Here is a 15,337-nt window from a genome sequence, read left to right as displayed (position 1 = left end):
TTTAATTACGAAATGTAAATAGTAATAATTACGATTTAAGGAGTTGTAAAGATGACAAAGAAAATCCCCGTTACAGTGTTAAGTGGTTATTTAGGTTCTGGTAAGACAACAATGATGAATCACGTTTTACAAAATGAAAAAGATATGCGTGTTGCTGTAATCGTCAATGATATGAGTGAAATTAATATCGATGCAGAACTAATTGCAAATGGAAGCGGCATTTCACGAACAGAGGAAAAATTTGTGGAGCTATCGAATGGTTGTATTTGTTGCACGCTACGTGAGGATTTATTACAGGAGGTGGAGCGTCTCGCGAAGCTCGGTACTATTGATTATATTTTAATTGAATCGACGGGGATTAGTGAACCAATACCTGTTGCCCAAACATTTAGCTATTTAGATGAGGAGCTTGGTATTGATTTAACAATGTTTTGCCAGCTTGATACGATGGTGACAGTTGTAGATGCGAATCGTTTTTGGCATGATTTTCAGTCGGGTGAAAGCCTTTTAGAGCGTAAGGAGGCAGTCGGCGAGTTAGATGAAAGAGATGTTGCCGACTTACTCATTGACCAAATCGAATTTTGTGATGTCCTTGTATTAAACAAATGTGATTTAGTATCAGATGAAGAGCTTGAAAGATTAGAACGTATTTTACGTGCATTACAACCTGAAGCCAAGCTAATTCGTACAGTAAACGGTGTAATAGAGCCCGCTGAGATTTTAAATACTGGACGCTTTGACTTTGAACGGGTATCAGAATCTGCTGGCTGGTTAAAAGAATTAGAGCTTGGTCATGAAAATCATACACCGGAAACGGAGGAGTATGGCATTTCTTCTTTCATTTATAAGCGTAGAAGACCATTTCATCCAATGCGATTTGTAGAATGGTGTGATCATATGCCAGAATCGATTGTCCGAGCAAAGGGTATTATTTGGAGTGCGAAACATCAGAATGTTGCATTATTACTATCACAGGCAGGTTCATCGGCAAAAATAGAACCAGTTTCTTATTGGGTAGCCGCTCTACCAAAGGAACAACAGCAGGATGTTTTCTTGCAAAGTCCTGAGGTAGTAGAAGATTGGGATGAGGAATTTGGAGATCGCATGACACAGCTCGTTATTATTGGTGTTGATTTAGATAAAGAGGCGATTATAAAAGAACTAGACAAGTGTTTATTAACGGAAGATGAGTTTAATAACTCATGGGATGGTTTACAAGATCCGTTCAATTGGGAATGGCATTAAATCTTTTAGCAAGTGTTTAGATAGCGAAAGCGAAACAAAGAAGATTTCGGCTAGGATTCCGAAATCTTCTTTTGAAATACATGATTATAATTAGTCGCATCTCGCAAGGCTTTTTCCTCAAGTGGAATGCGTACGGAGAGCATTGTCACATTTAAAAGTGTAAAGCAAAATGCTGTAAAATATGCTTGAAACATTAAAGGTAGAAGCATAATTTCTAAGCAAACTACAGCGTAATTTGGATGACGCATAAATGTGTAAGGGCCTTTTCGTACAACTTCTGCATTCGGCAATATGAGTATTTTTGTGTTCCAAAAAGACCCCAATGAACGGATACACCAAATGCGTAATACTTGAACGGCAATAAATAATAAAAATAATAACGGAAATAAAGGAGATAAACTTTTATGATTAGTAACGACTTCAATAATTAAAAATAGGAAAAAACCAGCATGCAAAGCAACCATATATGGATAATGAGAAGAACCAACTTCGTATGCCCCTTGTGAAAGCATCCATCTTTCATTGCGTTTTGCAATGAAAACTTCTGTCAATCTTTGTAGAATGACGAGGAACAAAATAATGTAAATAATCATGCTACTCCCTCCATTTAAGTAATACAGCTTCAGCACAGAAGCCAGGGCCGAGAGCGACGAGCAAGCCAGTATCCTCTACTTGTCCTTCGTTTAACATAAATTGCTCCAATACATATAGCACCGTAGGAGATGACATATTTCCGTGAAATTTCAATATTTCCCGAGAAATATCGGTTTTTTTGGAAGCTAGATATAGAGTATCTTCATAAGCTTTTAACACTTTTTTACCGCCGGGATGTGCGATGAAATGGGTAAGCTGTTCATTGTATAGTTCATGTTCCAATAAAAATTGTTCAATGAATGGCCCGAGCCAATTGGTGATGATGGCAGGAATACTTTTCTGAAAAACGACATGTAGACCATTGTTCTTAATATTCCAACCCATAACATTTTCTGAATCGGGCATCCATTTAGAGCCAGTCCCGATAATAGCAGGTATTGGTTTTTTTACTGCGATATTCACGTCATCTCCACAGACGAGTATACATGCGGCTCCATCTGCAAAAAGAGACGCACCGATTAAATTGCTTTTTGAAAAATCATTTGGCTGAAAGGTTAGACTACAAAGCTCGACACAAACGACAAGAACTTTTGCTTCTGGATGGGCACGACAAAAATCATAGGCTCTACTAACACCCGCCGCACCACCAGCACAGCCAAGTCCCCAAAGTGGAATACGTTTAAGTCTGTCTGAAAAAGGAAGTTTATTCATAACTCGTGCATCAATACTTGGTGTGGAAATACCAGTACTACTTACAAAAATAATAGCATCAATGTCTTTAGGAGAAACCGGTGATTGTAAAAACGCTTCATTTTGTAAACAGGCTTGAATGACATCAACGCTATATTGTGTAGCTAGTTCAATATATAAATTGTTTCGTTCCTCAAAGGAATGATCGGTACGATGCCATTCAGGTGGTACACAAAAATGGCGTGTTGCAATACCACCATTCTCAAAAACTTTTAAGTAACGTTCTAACTTAGGGATTTTCGCATGGAAAAGTTCCTTTGTTAGCTCCTCTGCGTTTATTTGTTGTAATGTGTACGGTGGTTGGTATGTACTAATAGAAATGATTTTTGACAATTCAACATCTCCTTCGCCAATAGTGGTCTTGTTTATTGTATGCAGGGGGGGAGGGGATACATGCTTGTTAGAAGATAATTGACAATTTCGGAATATTTAGCTATATTGGAAATAACTAAATCGGAAGTAGGTGATGTGACATGATGAATAGATCCGTTTTTAACGAGCTGCAATTCGGTTTGTTCAGTTTCGCACGCCTAAAATATATAAATTGACCACACCGTGTATTTAAATGATAATTGTGGTAATTTGTATATTCTCTTAAATGTGCCTGTGAACCTTGTAACTGCCGAATTGCGCAGAGACAAGGTTTTTTTGATTAATTTCAATTGATACAAAGGATATTCACATTTAGGAGGAAAACAACTTGAATTTAACAACTTTAGGATTTTCAACATATTTTGAAGAGCAAATGACTGGATTTAAGCAGGAGGCTAAGCTGGCGAATTGTGTGCCGGCTAGGGTTACTTTAGAGCATAAACATTCCTATCGTGTACTAGCTGAAGAAGGTGAGTGGCTGGCAACGATTGCTGGACATTACGCCTATACATCATTAGCACGGGAAGATTTTCCCGCAGTAGGAGATTGGGTGCTAGTCGAGAAAATGCCTGGTGAGGAAAAGGCGATCATTCATAAATTGTTTACACGTAAATCAGTCTTTTCCCGCAAGGCCGCGGGGCTGGAAATACAAGAGCAGATTGTAGCATCGAATGTTGATATCGTACTTCTTGTTATGAGCTTAAATGCAGACTTTAATATTCGTCGTTTAGAACGCTATTTAGTAGCTGCGTGGGATTCGGGTGCAAAGCCGATCGTTGTATTGACGAAGGCAGATCTTTGTGAAGATGTTGCTAGTAAAATACGTGAGGTTGAGTCTGTAGCGTTTGGTGTAGATGTTTTTGTGACTAGTGCACTGTCAGGTGAGGGCTTAGAAGATATTCGTGCGCTATTTACGGAAGGTGTGACGGGCGCATTACTTGGTTCTTCTGGCGCAGGGAAATCCACATTGACAAATGCTCTTAGTGGTGAGGAGCTTATGAAGGTTTCAGGTATTCGTGAAGATGATGCGAGGGGGCGCCATACAACAACACATCGTGAGTTAGTTTTATTGCCAGAAGGCGGCTGTTTAATTGATACACCAGGAATGCGGGAGCTACAATTATGGGATCAGAGTGATAGCTTATCCGCTAGTTTTCAGGATATTGAGGAACTTTCTGCGGCTTGTCGTTACAGGGATTGTACACATCAGAAGGAGCCACACTGTGCTGTACAGCAAGCAATTACAGATGGTGTACTTGAACGATCACGTCTCCAAAGCTACTTTAAATTGCAAAGAGAACTTGCTTTTATCGAACGCAAAACAAATGCTCAGGCTAGACTAAATGAGCAACGCAAATCGAAGCAAATTGCGAAAGGCTTAAAGAAGGGCAAAAAATCAAATTAGTAAGAGTGAGCAGCAATTTCATAGTTGGGGGTACGAAAATGACAATCCAAAACATAAATCATTTATTATTTTCAGTGTCAAATTTAGAGACATCCATCGCATTTTATGAAAAGGTTTTTGACGCAAAATTATTAGTGAAGGGTAGAAGTACAGCCTATTTAGATGTAAATGGGCTGTGGCTTGCCCTGAATGTAGAACAGGATATCCCACGCAATGACATACATCAATCCTATACACATATAGCGTTTTCTATCCAGGAGGCCGATTTTGACAAAATGTATGAAAAGCTAGTCCATCATAATGTCAACATTCTGGAAGGCAGACAAAGAGATGTACGAGATAAAAAATCGATTTACTTCACGGATCCAGATGGTCATAAATTCGAATTTCATACAGGGACTTTACAGGACCGATTGGATTACTATAAGAAGGAAAAAATGCATATGGAGTTTTTTGACGTCTAATGATTGCAACACTCCTTCTAATGAAAACGTAATAATAGTAGAAGGGGTGATTTTATGAAAAAAGCTATTATTTTTGATATGGATGGTACTTTATTTCAAACAAATCTAATATTAGAGCCAGCATTATCGGCGACGTTTAATGTGCTGCGTGCAAAGGGCTTGTGGCAGGGAGAAACACCAATAGAGAAATACCGTGAAATTATGGGTGTTCCATTACCTGTTGTCTGGGAAACGTTATGTCCTATGCACACGCTAGAGACACGTGAAGAAAGCAACGCATTATTCCATGTTAAGCTTATTGAACAAATACGTAATCGCCAGGGCGCATTATATCCAAATGCAGAGCAAACTCTTGCTATATTGGCAGAAAACTATGATTTATTTATCGCCAGTAATGGGCAAACAGAGTATTTACAAGCAATAGTAGAAACCTATCAATTACGGCGTTTTATCAACGGTACATATAGTATTCAGTCCATTTCGAGCGGTCATAAATCTGATTTAGTGAAAAAGGTCATCGAGGAAAATGCCATTGAATGCGGCGCAGTTGTAGGTGATCGTTCTTCTGATATTCAGGCAGCTCGGGATAATCAGTTGCTTTCAGTTGGTGTACGTTTCGACTTTGCGCAGGACACAGAATTACGAAAAGCGGACATTGTCATTAATAATTTAAAAGAGTTGCTTGAAATAAAGCTTGGATAAAATTTTATCGACTACATTTTCTGATTTATCACCCAACTTTTTCGTTTTATCGAAAAGATTGAATGATTTATCGCCTAAGTTTTTCAGTTTATCGAGAACTAAGAGCAATTTATCGACATGCATTGCAATTCAACGGCATAAAGAGTAAAATGGTGGAAATCTATAGTAAAAGCATTGATAAGGAAAAGTAAATTGGAGAAGCATTATATAGAGAGCCTCTGTTGGTGGAAATGAGGTAAATGCCCCCTTTTGAAAATGACCTTTGAGCTTCGTACCGAAAGCAAGTTTGCGAGTAGATTACGACGAGATGGGCACTCGTTACAACAGCGGCAGTATCTTTCATTAAAAATTTGAATGAGACGCACTGATGGAGGCAAATAGTGTGAGCTATTTGTAAATATAGGTGGTAACACGGGTATACTCGTCCTAATCAATTTTGATTAGGGCGTTTTTTTATACACTTTTTTACAATTTTGTTGAGGGGAGCAACTTAGGATGACAATTGTTATTGGAGGCGCGTGGCCATATGCAAATGGTTCTTTGCATTTAGGGCATGTTGCTGCATTATTACCGGGTGATATTTTGGCTAGATATTACCGACAAAAGGGCGAGAAGGTTTTATATGTTTCGGGAAGTGATTGTAATGGTACACCAATCTCAATTCGAGCTGCGCAAGAAAATACGACAACGGAAGCAATTGCTAATCATTATCATGAAGAGTTTTCAAGATGCTTCAATGATTTAGGATTTACTTACGATATGTATACGCGAACAGATGCGCAGCACCACCATGAATCTGTTCAGGCAATTTTTTCACAGCTGCTAGCGAACAAATTTTTATATAAAAAGAAAATTGAACAAGCATACTGTGAAACAGATAAGCAGTTTTTACCGGATCGATTTGTAGAGGGGATTTGTCCAATCTGTGGTGCGAAGGCGCGTGGTGATCAATGTGATCATTGCTCAACGATTTTAGACCCGCTCGATTTAATCGATAAACACTGTAAAATTTGTGGGAATGAGCCAATTATCAAAGGGACAGAGCATTTTTATTTTGCTTTTAGCCAGTTTCAGGGGAGGTTGGAGGCTTATTTAGCGAAGGCAAAGGCGGAAAAACGCTGGCGAGTCAATGCCTTAGGTTTAACAGAACGTTACTTGGCAGAAGGGGTACCGGACCGCGCAGTAACAAGGGATTTACCAAATGGTATCGATGTGCCAGTACCAGGTTTTGAAGGCAAAAAAATATATGTGTGGATTGAAGCAGTAGCAGGTTACTTAACAGCGAGCATTGAATGGGCGAAGCAGCATCAACTAGCGATTGAAGATTTGTGGAATGAAGAAACGATTTCGTATTATGTGCATGGTAAGGATAATATTCCGTTCCATACAGTTATATGGCCAGCTATTCTTATGGGGATAGGAGCAGAGGCCTTACCAACACATATTGTTTCAAACGAATATTTGACATTAGAAAAACGAAAATTATCGACGAGCCAAAACTGGGCGGTATGGGTACCTTATATTTTGAGTCGATACGATGCCGATTCTCTTCGTTATTATTTAACTATAAATGCGCCAGAAAATCGTGATACTGATTTCTCGTGGCGAGAATTTATTTATAGTCACAATGGTGAATTACTCGGTGCTTATGGTAATTTTGTCAATCGAACATTGAAGTTTTTAGAGAAATCGTTCGCTAGCCAAGTGCCTCATGCAGAGGTAGATGACACGATTCGAAAACATACGATTCAGCTATTTAATGATGTTGGGATTCAAATAGAAGCGGGTCATTTTAAACAAGCTTTAGAGGCTATTTTTGAATACATTCGTGCGGCTAATCGCTATTTTGATGAGCGGCAGCCGTGGCTACAGGTGAAAGAGAATGTAGAAGCTGGCAATCAAACACTTGCAACATGTGTTTATATAATTGCTAATCTTGGACAGCTGTTACATCCATTTTTACCGTTTTCAGCTGAAAAGGTGAGAAAGATGTTAAGAATCAACGAAGTAAAGTGGCATGAGCAAGTGGACTTACCAACAAGTATTAGCGAAGTGACGCCACTGTTTGAGCGTCTTGATGTTGAATTAATTGAAGAGGAATATCAAAAGCTAGTGGAGGGCAGCCGCTAGGAATAGTGAAAGCAGTATGACTCAACGTGTCATACTGCTTTCACCTGCGGATGTATGTTAGTTCAGAACAGGCGTTAATTTAGCGACAACAATACTATTGATCGCATTAATATAAGCTAGCGCACTCGCTTTTAAAATATCTGTATCTGCCGCTTTGGCGATATATTTTTCACCTTCATGCTCGATTGTAATTTTTACTTTTCCAAGCGCTTCTTTGCCACGGGAAACGCTATTGATATTATATTCTACAAGTTTTACATCAATGTTTGTAATTTCTGCGATGGCAGAATATAGGGCATCAATCGGACCTGAGCCAACTGCACTTGCTTTAAATATCTCCTCGCCTTTACGTACTTTCACACTTGCTGAAGGGAAGCTTGCGTTGCTGACGACTTGTAAATCATCGAAGTCAAAGAATTGATCACTATAATGAGTGGCATTTGCATTGTTTGCGTCATGTTTTTCATAATAGCTTTCCACAATAACATATAAATCGTGATCGTAAACTTCTTTTTTTGCGTCCGCGAGCTTTAAGAAGCCTTCGAAAATTCCTTCAAACTCATCTGCTGAAAGATTGGAGAAGCCAAGTTTTTCAAGGGCATTTTTCACCGCATGACGCCCAGAGCGAGCTGTCAGGACTAGCTCCATATCGTCTAGGCCTACATCTTCTGGATGGACGATTTCATAAGCATCACGAGATTTTAGAAGGCCGTCTTGATGAATACCTGAGGAATGGGCAAAAGCATTATCCCCAGTTATCGCTTTGTTTACTTGTACGTCTAAGCCCATGAAGCTTGAAACAAGACGAGATGTATTCATAATTTCTCTTGTGTTAATACGTGTCTCAGCATTGTATACAGAGCCACGTGTTTTCAATGCCATGACGACTTCTTCTAATGCGGCATTTCCTGCGCGTTCGCCAATGCCGTTAATTGTACATTCTACTTTATCCGCGCCGTTTTTAATCGCAGCAAGCGTGTTAGCAGTGGCCATACCAAGGTCATTATGGCAATGAACACTCAACAAAACACGATCGTTTAGATTTTTCATACGTTCATTTAGTTTATAAATCATCGCTCCGAATTCTTCGGGCTCTGCAAAGCCGACTGTGTCAGGTACATTAATCATTGTTGCACCAGCCTTCATGACGGCTTCGATCGTTTTCCAAAGATACTCGAAATCTGAACGAGATGCGTCTTCTGTTGAATATTGGACTTGTGGTAGAAGCGTTTTCGCATATTTTACTGCATCAACACCAATCTGTAGAATTTGATCCTTGGATTTGCTAAATTTTTTCTCAACATGAATATCGGAAGTGCCAAGCACCATATGAATCATCGGATTTTCAGCGTATTTTACAGCGTTATAAACAGCATCGATATCTGCCTGTACAGCACGTGCTAAAGCAGTAATCATAATGTCATTTGTATGACCAACTTTTTGTGCGACAGCTTTAACTGCATCAAAATCTCCTTGTGATGAAGCCGGGAAACCAGCCTCGATAATATCGACGCCTAATTTTTTGAGTTGCTGTGCAATCTCTACTTTTTCATATAAATTTAGTTTTGCACCAGGCACTTGCTCGCCGTCACGTAAAGTTGTATCAAACACCCAAATTTTTCTTCCCATTTTCAAACACTCCTTTTGTAGTAGTCATTATATTGATAAAGTCTCAGCCTTGCACAATAGAGACGAAATCCACACTTAGGCCAAATTTCAATAAAAATAAAAAAACCCGCCTCTATATAAAAATATAGAGACGAGTTTATGCTCGCGGTACCACTCTAATTGACCTTCTCTTTACAGAAAAAGTCCCCTTATCGACAGCTGTCACTGTCTATCCCGTTAACGGAGGAAACCGACGTCCCTTACTCAAAGTTCAGGGAGTGGCTCATGGACGAGTTCAAAATGTGCGCCTATCGGTTTGCACCAACCACCGACTCTCTACAAGTGCACTTGCATTTCTACTATTTCCAATCATGGCCTACAATAATGTGTTGTTGAAAGCAATGATACTTGGGTATTTTTAATTTGTCAATAAAATTCTAAAAATTATATTTTTTCTGTCTTATGTAAAAGCCTTAATTTGTTATCTTATTACCTAAAAGCGGAGGTTTTATTTGTTAAAATAAATGCCACGTAAATTGGAGGCTGGGTACCTCAAAAATGGCGAATTCTAGATTTCAAAGACATAGTAATCTCCCGAATCGTATTTAATGAATAAATATAATTCGGGAGATTGAATACCTTTAATAACACAAGCTACTTTTTACTCCACTTTAAAACGCGAAACCTGTGTTTGTAATTCCTCGGCCATGTTGGATAGTGTGGCAGCAGAAGCGGCAACTTCTTCAATCGTTGCTAGTTGTTCTTCAGAAGCAGAAGCTACATTTTGTAGATTTGAAGAAGACATCTGTGCGATTGTTGCAATTTCATCGAAGGATGCGTAAATTTGCTCAGCACTCGATGACATTTCCTCTGAAACTGTTGTTGCTTCTTGAATTTGTTGGGATACTTGTTCAATCAGTTTAACGATTGTTGAGAAGCCTTCCTCAGCTACTTTTACCACTTGCATACCGACTTTTACCTCTTGTGTTCCTGTTTCCATAACAGTTACGGCACGGTTTGTATCCTGTTGTATTTCTGAAATAAGACTTGCTATTTGTTTAGCTGATTGCTTGGATTGATCGGCTAATTTCTTCACTTCATCTGCAACTACTGCAAAGCCGCGACCATGATCCCCTGCACGTGCTGCCTCAATTGCAGCATTTAATGCTAGTAAATTTGTTTGCTCTGCAATATCCGTGATGAGACCAATAATATTTCCGATTTCAAAGGAATGATTTCCTAAATTTTTCACAACGCTAGCAGATTCTAAAACCGCAGAATTAATTGTGTCCATCTGTGTAATCACACGGTGTAGCGATTCATTTCCTTTATTAGCTTCAGTATTTGTTTCTATAGCAAGCTCTGAAACGGCAGCCGTTGTCGTAGCCAATTGCTGAATGCCTTTTGTCATAGTTTTCATAGCTGCTGAACTTTCAGTAGCATTTTTCCCTTGGGCCTCTGAGCCACTTGCCACTTCTTGTATAGAGGAAGTAATTTGTTCTGTCGCTTGGATTGTTTGTTCAGCACTTGCGGTTAATTCAGCGGCAGAACCACTTACTTGTACAGTATTATGACGTACATTTGTAATAAGGTCCTTTAAATTTACTGCCATTTGATTAAAGGCAATTGCTAAATCACCTACCTCATCACGATTCTTAATATGAATTTGCTCAGCTGTTAAATAGCCATTAGCAATCTTTTTAGCGGTTTTTGCCATACCTTTAATAGGGCGAGAGATAAGGCTTCCCATGACCATAGCAATGATGAGACTAGTGACAACAGCGAAGATGCCAAGAATGATCATTTGGAATTTAATAGCTTGAATTTCTTTAGCTGTAGCAGCGATTTTTCCTTTTATATAATCATCTTGGTAGTTAGCAAGATTAGTTACACGGTTATCGAATTGTTTAATAAGTAGGCGACCTTGTGTACTATCGAGCTTTTCGTATTGCTCTGTTTCTCCTGCATCCTTTAATGAAAACATACGATCTGCGAACCGTTGGACATCTTGCTCGCTTTTATTGATTGCCTCTAATAAATCACTAGATTTTTGAGAATCGAATGAAGCCTTTAATTCATCATATTTCTTTTTAAACTCTTCACGTGAAGCCGTATTACTTTGCAAATTTTGTTCGTCCCCAAGCAATAGATAACCTCTGATATTTACAATTTCTTGTTTAGCAATTGCGCGTAGCTCTTGAATACTAATAGATTTAGTTGTTTGTTCTTCGAGTAACACACGATATGTTTTGTTTACTGAATTAAGCTGTTTGAAATTTAATCCGATTGTGCCGACTAATACTAAAATAACAATAAAAAAACCGAGTACTAACTTCTTGTAGATAGTAAATCGCATAAGTTGTCGTTTCCTTTCTCAGTAATTTAGTAGAAATGTTACAAAAAAATGAAATATGTTTATACCATTTATATCAGATTATATAAATTTTACAAAGTATTGAGAGTATTCCTACAATATATATTAGGAATAATAAGGTAAATAATTGTAGGTAGAATGATAAAAAAGCTGAATAATTTGCTTTTTTACAGTAAGTGAAGGCGGATAGTTACCTGTATACCTCGAAAATTATGACAATTTGCATAAATTTGAAACTAATTAAACTGTAGTAACGTAAAATAGAAAAAGGAATAAGCAAGGAAGTGGGAAGATGTATAGGCCAATTTTAAAATTGCCGAAAACAAGATATGAAAAGATATTGGACTGTATCGGTGGCGGGTTATTTATACTGTCCATCCTTTATATTGTTGGAATGTGGGGCCAACTACCCGAAAAGATTCCAGGGCATTTTAATGGTGCAGGAGAAGTTAATCGGTGGGGTTCAAAAATAGAGTTACTGATTCTTCCATTTATCGGAATATTGCTGTGGATATTGCTAGGATTACTTGAAAAAATTCCGCATATTCATAATTACCCAGCACGCTTAAACGAAAGTAATGTAAAGGCATTTTATTTAAATAGCCGAAAAATATTGAATGAAATAAAAAACCTTTGTCTACTTATATTTACAGCTATATCATTCCAAATGGTACGTATTGCACTTGGGGAGGCAGAGAGTCTTGGTTGGTGGTTCCTACCATTAGTGCTCATTGTAACGGCCATTCCGATTATTAGAGGAATAGTTGTGGCTGCAAAAATTAAATAAGCTTATCTCATTCTTAAACGCTCGAGAATATTCGAGCGTTTTTTTGTACGAAAATTGCACTAAATCAGCTATACTATCAAAACTAAGAGAAAATTGTAATTAGAAGAGGTGTCAAAACTATGCTAAAGAAATTTAAAATAAAGGATGGACTGTCTATCGCCATTCATAATCAACCAGAGGAGATGCAATTAGAGGGAATAACCCAAATAGGGAATGCACCTTATGATCGAATAATTGCCTTTGTGTTGACGATTGATGAAATGGTAACGTATTTACAAAGTGTACGAAAGTTAAACACGCTTACGGAACAAGGTTATTTATTTTTTGTTTATCCGAAAAAGGGGAATAAGAAGTATGAACAGTTTATCCATCGCGATGACATCTTCCCAGCAATTCAAGTGGACGAGGAAAAATACATTGTTGACAGTGATTATAAATTTGCAAGTCTTATGTCGTTAGATGAGACATTTTCTATAGTAAGTATAAAGAAAGATGGCAAGGGACGCGGCAAGAAGAAGACAGCGAGTAGTCAATGCGTTAGTGACTATGAAGGTATGATTCCTCAATTGCGTGATTCCCTTGCGGAAAATCCGGATGATTTACTATTTTATGATGGATTAACACCGGGTTATCAAAAGGATTGGGCCCGATATATTTATAGTGCGAAAAAGGAAGAGACGCAAGTAGCACGTTTAGAGGAGATGCATGAAATTATTAGATTGGGCTACAAAACAAAGGAACTATACCGAAAAGCAAAGGCAGAGGGTAAAGCATAATTTACAAAGAGGCTTTATGGATTCCTTTAAATGATGCTATATTTATTGTAATTAGCAAAATAAGACAGATGGTTAGCAACTAGAATTTATTATGTAGCGCAGCATTAGATATGAAGTCAGAACGGAGATCAATTTTACGTTATGGACTGAATGAGTCTTCTGATACACACATAGCAATTGAAAAGAGGGAAGGGCATGAAAAGCACATATATTGAGCAAGTGGATGAAAAATGGCGGGAGAGTTTTGGCAAACTTGTAGACGTGGTAGAAAGCAATTTACCAGAGGGTTTTGAAGAAAGCATGTACTATGACATGGTGAGCTATGTGGTCCCACTAACTACCTATCCGAAAGGCTATCATGTTACACCCAATACTCCTTTGCCCTTTATAAGTCTTGCTGCACAGAAACGTCATATTGCAGTTTATCATATGGGCATTTATGCAGATCGAGCGCTACTCTCGTGGTTCCAAGAGGAATATGCGAAACGAGTACCGACGAAACTCAATATGGGGAAAAGTTGTATTCGTTTTACAAGCGCTAAAAATATTCCGTTTGAATTGATAGGAGAGCTTGTTGCGAAAATGACACCAGCACAATGGATTTCAAAATATGAAGGGGCGTTAACTAAATGAAAAGTGCGACTACATTTTTAATGTTTCAGGGACAAGCCAATGAAGCTATCCAGCAATATCAACAGTGGTTTTCAGAATTACAGGTGGAAAGCTTAACCTATATGGAAAACTCCCAACAGATTGCGATGGCTGTCCTACATTTAAAAGGTTTGAAAATGATGGTGAATGATAGTGTGATACAACATAACTTTACATTTACACCATCAACTTCCATTTTTATGGAATGTGAGTCTGAAGAAGAAATCGAAAGTCTAGTTGCTCAAATTTTAGAGGGTGGACAAGCTTTAATGCCACTTAATAATTATGGATTTTCTAAAAAATTTGCCTGGATTCAGGATCGTTTTGGTGTATCATGGCAACTAACGTATAATTGATTTTCAGAAGCAATATATATAAATAAATAGATGAAATAATTTCATTATGTTAGTAGAGGACGATACAAAGTCTGTTGTTAATCATGTTAAAAGGAGAATAGCATATGGTAGTAACTTTAGTGAGACACGATATAAAATATGCTGAAGCGATGCATGCACTATCTTCTATGCCACAGGTTCGAGATGCACTAGGGTTACCTGCTGGTAAAGTGGAAGATACGATTAATTTTATAAAACGTGAATGTGTGGACGAAGAGGCTGGAAAAACAGTCCCTCGTGTTGTACTGGATGAGGAAGGACAACTGATTGGTGTCACGGCATTAATGTTTATTGATCACAATAAAAAGAGCTGTCACATTGGCTCATGGCTGGGCTATGAATTTTGGGGAAAAGGCTATAATCTTCAATCGAAAGTTGCGATTTTAGATATTGCATTTTTTGAGTTAGGGCTAAAGCGTGTTTTTGCAGGAGCTAGAAAGGTTAATATACGCTCACAAAAGGCGCAGGAAAAGTTGCCTTTTATTCGATTAGGAGTTGAGAATGATTTTCCGCAGGAACATTCATGGCTAGAGATTAAAGAGAAGCAGCCGTGTGTTTTAAATGTTTTTGAGCGCGAAGATTTTGTTCGATATCGTACATCTTTAAAGAAAGTGGAAGGTGCTCGGGAAGACTATTTACCTCAACTATTATTAGCTGATGAAAGTGAAGTCGCTGTTCGAGAATATTTAGATGACGGTGAGTTATACGAAATAAAATGTGGTGAGCAGTTAGCGGGTGTAGCGTTACTTCTTGAACAGTCCGATTCGACAGTTGAGTTAAAAAATATTGCGATTGTACCGAACTATCAAGGTAAAGGGCTTGGGAAAGAAGCGCTGCGACAAATAACAAACATTTGTCAATCACAAGGATATCAAACGATAATAGTCGGAACTGCAAATTCTAGTATTGATAATATTGCCTTCTATCAAAAAGCAGGCTTTCGTATGGAAGCCATTGAAAAAGATTTTTTCAGTAATTACCCTGAGCCAATCTATGAAAATGGAATTCGTGCACTCGATATGATTTTCTTTTCAAAGGCATTGTAAAATAAACATAAAAAATACCCGTCCAACTTGAGTTGTGC

Annotated in this window: 14 protein-coding genes and 2 other annotated features; of the genes, 10 read left to right on the top strand and 4 right to left on the bottom strand. The window is 38.1% G+C overall.

All coding sequences use genetic code 11. The features are described from left to right. Positions 1-51: 51 nt before the first annotated feature. A complete protein-coding gene (locus MY533_RS20400) occupies positions 52-1,245 on the top strand; it encodes a GTP-binding protein (RefSeq protein ID WP_248717370.1) in 1,194 nt (397 codons plus the stop codon). Positions 1,246-1,295: 50 nt separating this feature from the next. Here the strand turns inward: MY533_RS20400 and MY533_RS20395 are convergent, their stop codons facing one another. Both MY533_RS20395 and MY533_RS20390 read right to left on the bottom strand, forming a co-directional pair. Continuing rightward, complete coding sequence (locus MY533_RS20395) at positions 1,296-1,838, bottom strand: isoprenylcysteine carboxyl methyltransferase family protein (protein ID WP_248717369.1); 543 nt, start codon at positions 1,836-1,838, stop codon at positions 1,296-1,298. 1 nt (position 1,839) lies between these two features. Continuing rightward, positions 1,840-2,922 (bottom strand): type III polyketide synthase, encoded by a 1,083-nt coding sequence (locus MY533_RS20390; RefSeq protein ID WP_248717368.1) that lies wholly within the window; start codon positions 2,920-2,922, stop codon positions 1,840-1,842. 367 nt (positions 2,923-3,289) lie between these two features. Between MY533_RS20390 and rsgA the strand changes: the two genes are divergently transcribed. The 4 genes from rsgA (at position 3,290) to metG (ending at position 7,662) form a co-directional block, all read left to right on the top strand. Beyond that, positions 3,290-4,366: a ribosome small subunit-dependent GTPase A gene (gene rsgA, locus MY533_RS20385; RefSeq protein WP_248717367.1), complete on the top strand. Its 1,077-nt coding sequence runs from the start codon at positions 3,290-3,292 to the stop codon at positions 4,364-4,366. A 38-nt stretch (positions 4,367-4,404) separates the two neighbouring features. Beyond that, positions 4,405-4,830 (top strand): FosM family fosfomycin resistance protein, encoded by a 426-nt coding sequence (gene fosM / locus MY533_RS20380; protein WP_248717366.1) that lies wholly within the window; start codon positions 4,405-4,407, stop codon positions 4,828-4,830. Positions 4,831-4,884: 54 nt separating this feature from the next. Continuing rightward, entirely contained in the window at positions 4,885-5,532 is a 648-nt protein-coding gene (locus MY533_RS20375; protein WP_248717365.1) for an HAD hydrolase-like protein, read from the top strand. Between the two features lie 165 nt (positions 5,533-5,697). Further along, positions 5,698-5,964: a binding site (T-box leader), on the top strand. Positions 5,965-6,027: 63 nt separating this feature from the next. After that, complete coding sequence (gene metG, locus MY533_RS20370) at positions 6,028-7,662, top strand: methionine--tRNA ligase (protein ID WP_248717364.1); 1,635 nt, start codon at positions 6,028-6,030, stop codon at positions 7,660-7,662. A 57-nt stretch (positions 7,663-7,719) separates the two neighbouring features. On the opposite strand, the gene MY533_RS20365 is transcribed toward metG, so the two are convergent. Both MY533_RS20365 and MY533_RS20360 read right to left on the bottom strand, forming a co-directional pair. Next, positions 7,720-9,291 carry a 2-isopropylmalate synthase gene (locus MY533_RS20365; RefSeq protein WP_248717363.1) on the bottom strand — a complete coding sequence of 524 codons (1,572 nt, stop codon included), beginning with the start codon at positions 9,289-9,291 and terminating at the stop codon, positions 7,720-7,722. Positions 9,292-9,414: 123 nt separating this feature from the next. Then, positions 9,415-9,652 (bottom strand) — a binding site (T-box leader). Between the two features lie 279 nt (positions 9,653-9,931). Beyond that, entirely contained in the window at positions 9,932-11,626 is a 1,695-nt protein-coding gene (locus tag MY533_RS20360; protein ID WP_248717362.1) for a methyl-accepting chemotaxis protein, read from the bottom strand. Positions 11,627-11,936: 310 nt separating this feature from the next. On the opposite strand from MY533_RS20360, the gene MY533_RS20355 reads away from it, so the two are divergent. The 5 genes from MY533_RS20355 (at position 11,937) to MY533_RS20335 (ending at position 15,299) form a co-directional block, all read left to right on the top strand. Then, entirely contained in the window at positions 11,937-12,431 is a 495-nt protein-coding gene (locus MY533_RS20355) for a DUF1648 domain-containing protein (protein WP_248717361.1), read from the top strand. Positions 12,432-12,550: 119 nt separating this feature from the next. After that, entirely contained in the window at positions 12,551-13,207 is a 657-nt protein-coding gene (locus MY533_RS20350; RefSeq protein WP_248717360.1) for a YdeI/OmpD-associated family protein, read from the top strand. Between the two features lie 195 nt (positions 13,208-13,402). Next, positions 13,403-13,840 carry a DUF1801 domain-containing protein gene (locus tag MY533_RS20345; RefSeq protein ID WP_132361397.1) on the top strand — a complete coding sequence of 146 codons (438 nt, stop codon included), beginning with the start codon at positions 13,403-13,405 and terminating at the stop codon, positions 13,838-13,840. After that, a complete protein-coding gene (locus MY533_RS20340; RefSeq protein ID WP_132361399.1) occupies positions 13,837-14,214 on the top strand; it encodes a VOC family protein in 378 nt (125 codons plus the stop codon). Before MY533_RS20345 ends, MY533_RS20340 begins: the two co-directional genes overlap by 4 nt. 104 nt (positions 14,215-14,318) lie before the next feature. Continuing rightward, positions 14,319-15,299 carry a GNAT family N-acetyltransferase gene (locus tag MY533_RS20335; RefSeq protein ID WP_132361402.1) on the top strand — a complete coding sequence of 327 codons (981 nt, stop codon included), beginning with the start codon at positions 14,319-14,321 and terminating at the stop codon, positions 15,297-15,299. Positions 15,300-15,337: the final 38 nt, after the last annotated feature.

Origin of the sequence: Lysinibacillus sp. Ag94 (genome assembly GCF_023242215.1) — a bacterium.
Lineage (GTDB): Bacteria > Bacillota > Bacilli > Bacillales_A > Planococcaceae > Lysinibacillus.
This window is presented reverse-complemented; position numbering and strand designations above follow the sequence as displayed.

Excerpts from the sequence above, each read along its gene's own strand:
- MY533_RS20400 (WP_248717370.1), top strand. The coding sequence starts at position 52 with ATGACAAAGAAAATCCCCGTTACAGTGTTAAGTGGTTATTTAGGTTCT.
- MY533_RS20395 (WP_248717369.1), bottom strand. The coding sequence starts at position 1,838 with ATGATTATTTACATTATTTTGTTCCTCGTCATTCTACAAAGATTGACA.
- fosM (WP_248717366.1), top strand. The coding sequence starts at position 4,405 with ATGACAATCCAAAACATAAATCATTTATTATTTTCAGTGTCAAATTTA.
- MY533_RS20375 (WP_248717365.1), top strand. The coding sequence starts at position 4,885 with ATGAAAAAAGCTATTATTTTTGATATGGATGGTACTTTATTTCAAACA.
- metG (WP_248717364.1), top strand. The coding sequence starts at position 6,028 with ATGACAATTGTTATTGGAGGCGCGTGGCCATATGCAAATGGTTCTTTG.
- MY533_RS20365 (WP_248717363.1), bottom strand. The coding sequence starts at position 9,291 with ATGGGAAGAAAAATTTGGGTGTTTGATACAACTTTACGTGACGGCGAG.
- MY533_RS20360 (WP_248717362.1), bottom strand. The coding sequence starts at position 11,626 with ATGCGATTTACTATCTACAAGAAGTTAGTACTCGGTTTTTTTATTGTT.
- MY533_RS20355 (WP_248717361.1), top strand. The coding sequence starts at position 11,937 with ATGTATAGGCCAATTTTAAAATTGCCGAAAACAAGATATGAAAAGATA.
- MY533_RS20350 (WP_248717360.1), top strand. The coding sequence starts at position 12,551 with ATGCTAAAGAAATTTAAAATAAAGGATGGACTGTCTATCGCCATTCAT.
- MY533_RS20345 (WP_132361397.1), top strand. The coding sequence starts at position 13,403 with ATGAAAAGCACATATATTGAGCAAGTGGATGAAAAATGGCGGGAGAGT.
- MY533_RS20340 (WP_132361399.1), top strand. The coding sequence starts at position 13,837 with ATGAAAAGTGCGACTACATTTTTAATGTTTCAGGGACAAGCCAATGAA.
- MY533_RS20335 (WP_132361402.1), top strand. The coding sequence starts at position 14,319 with ATGGTAGTAACTTTAGTGAGACACGATATAAAATATGCTGAAGCGATG.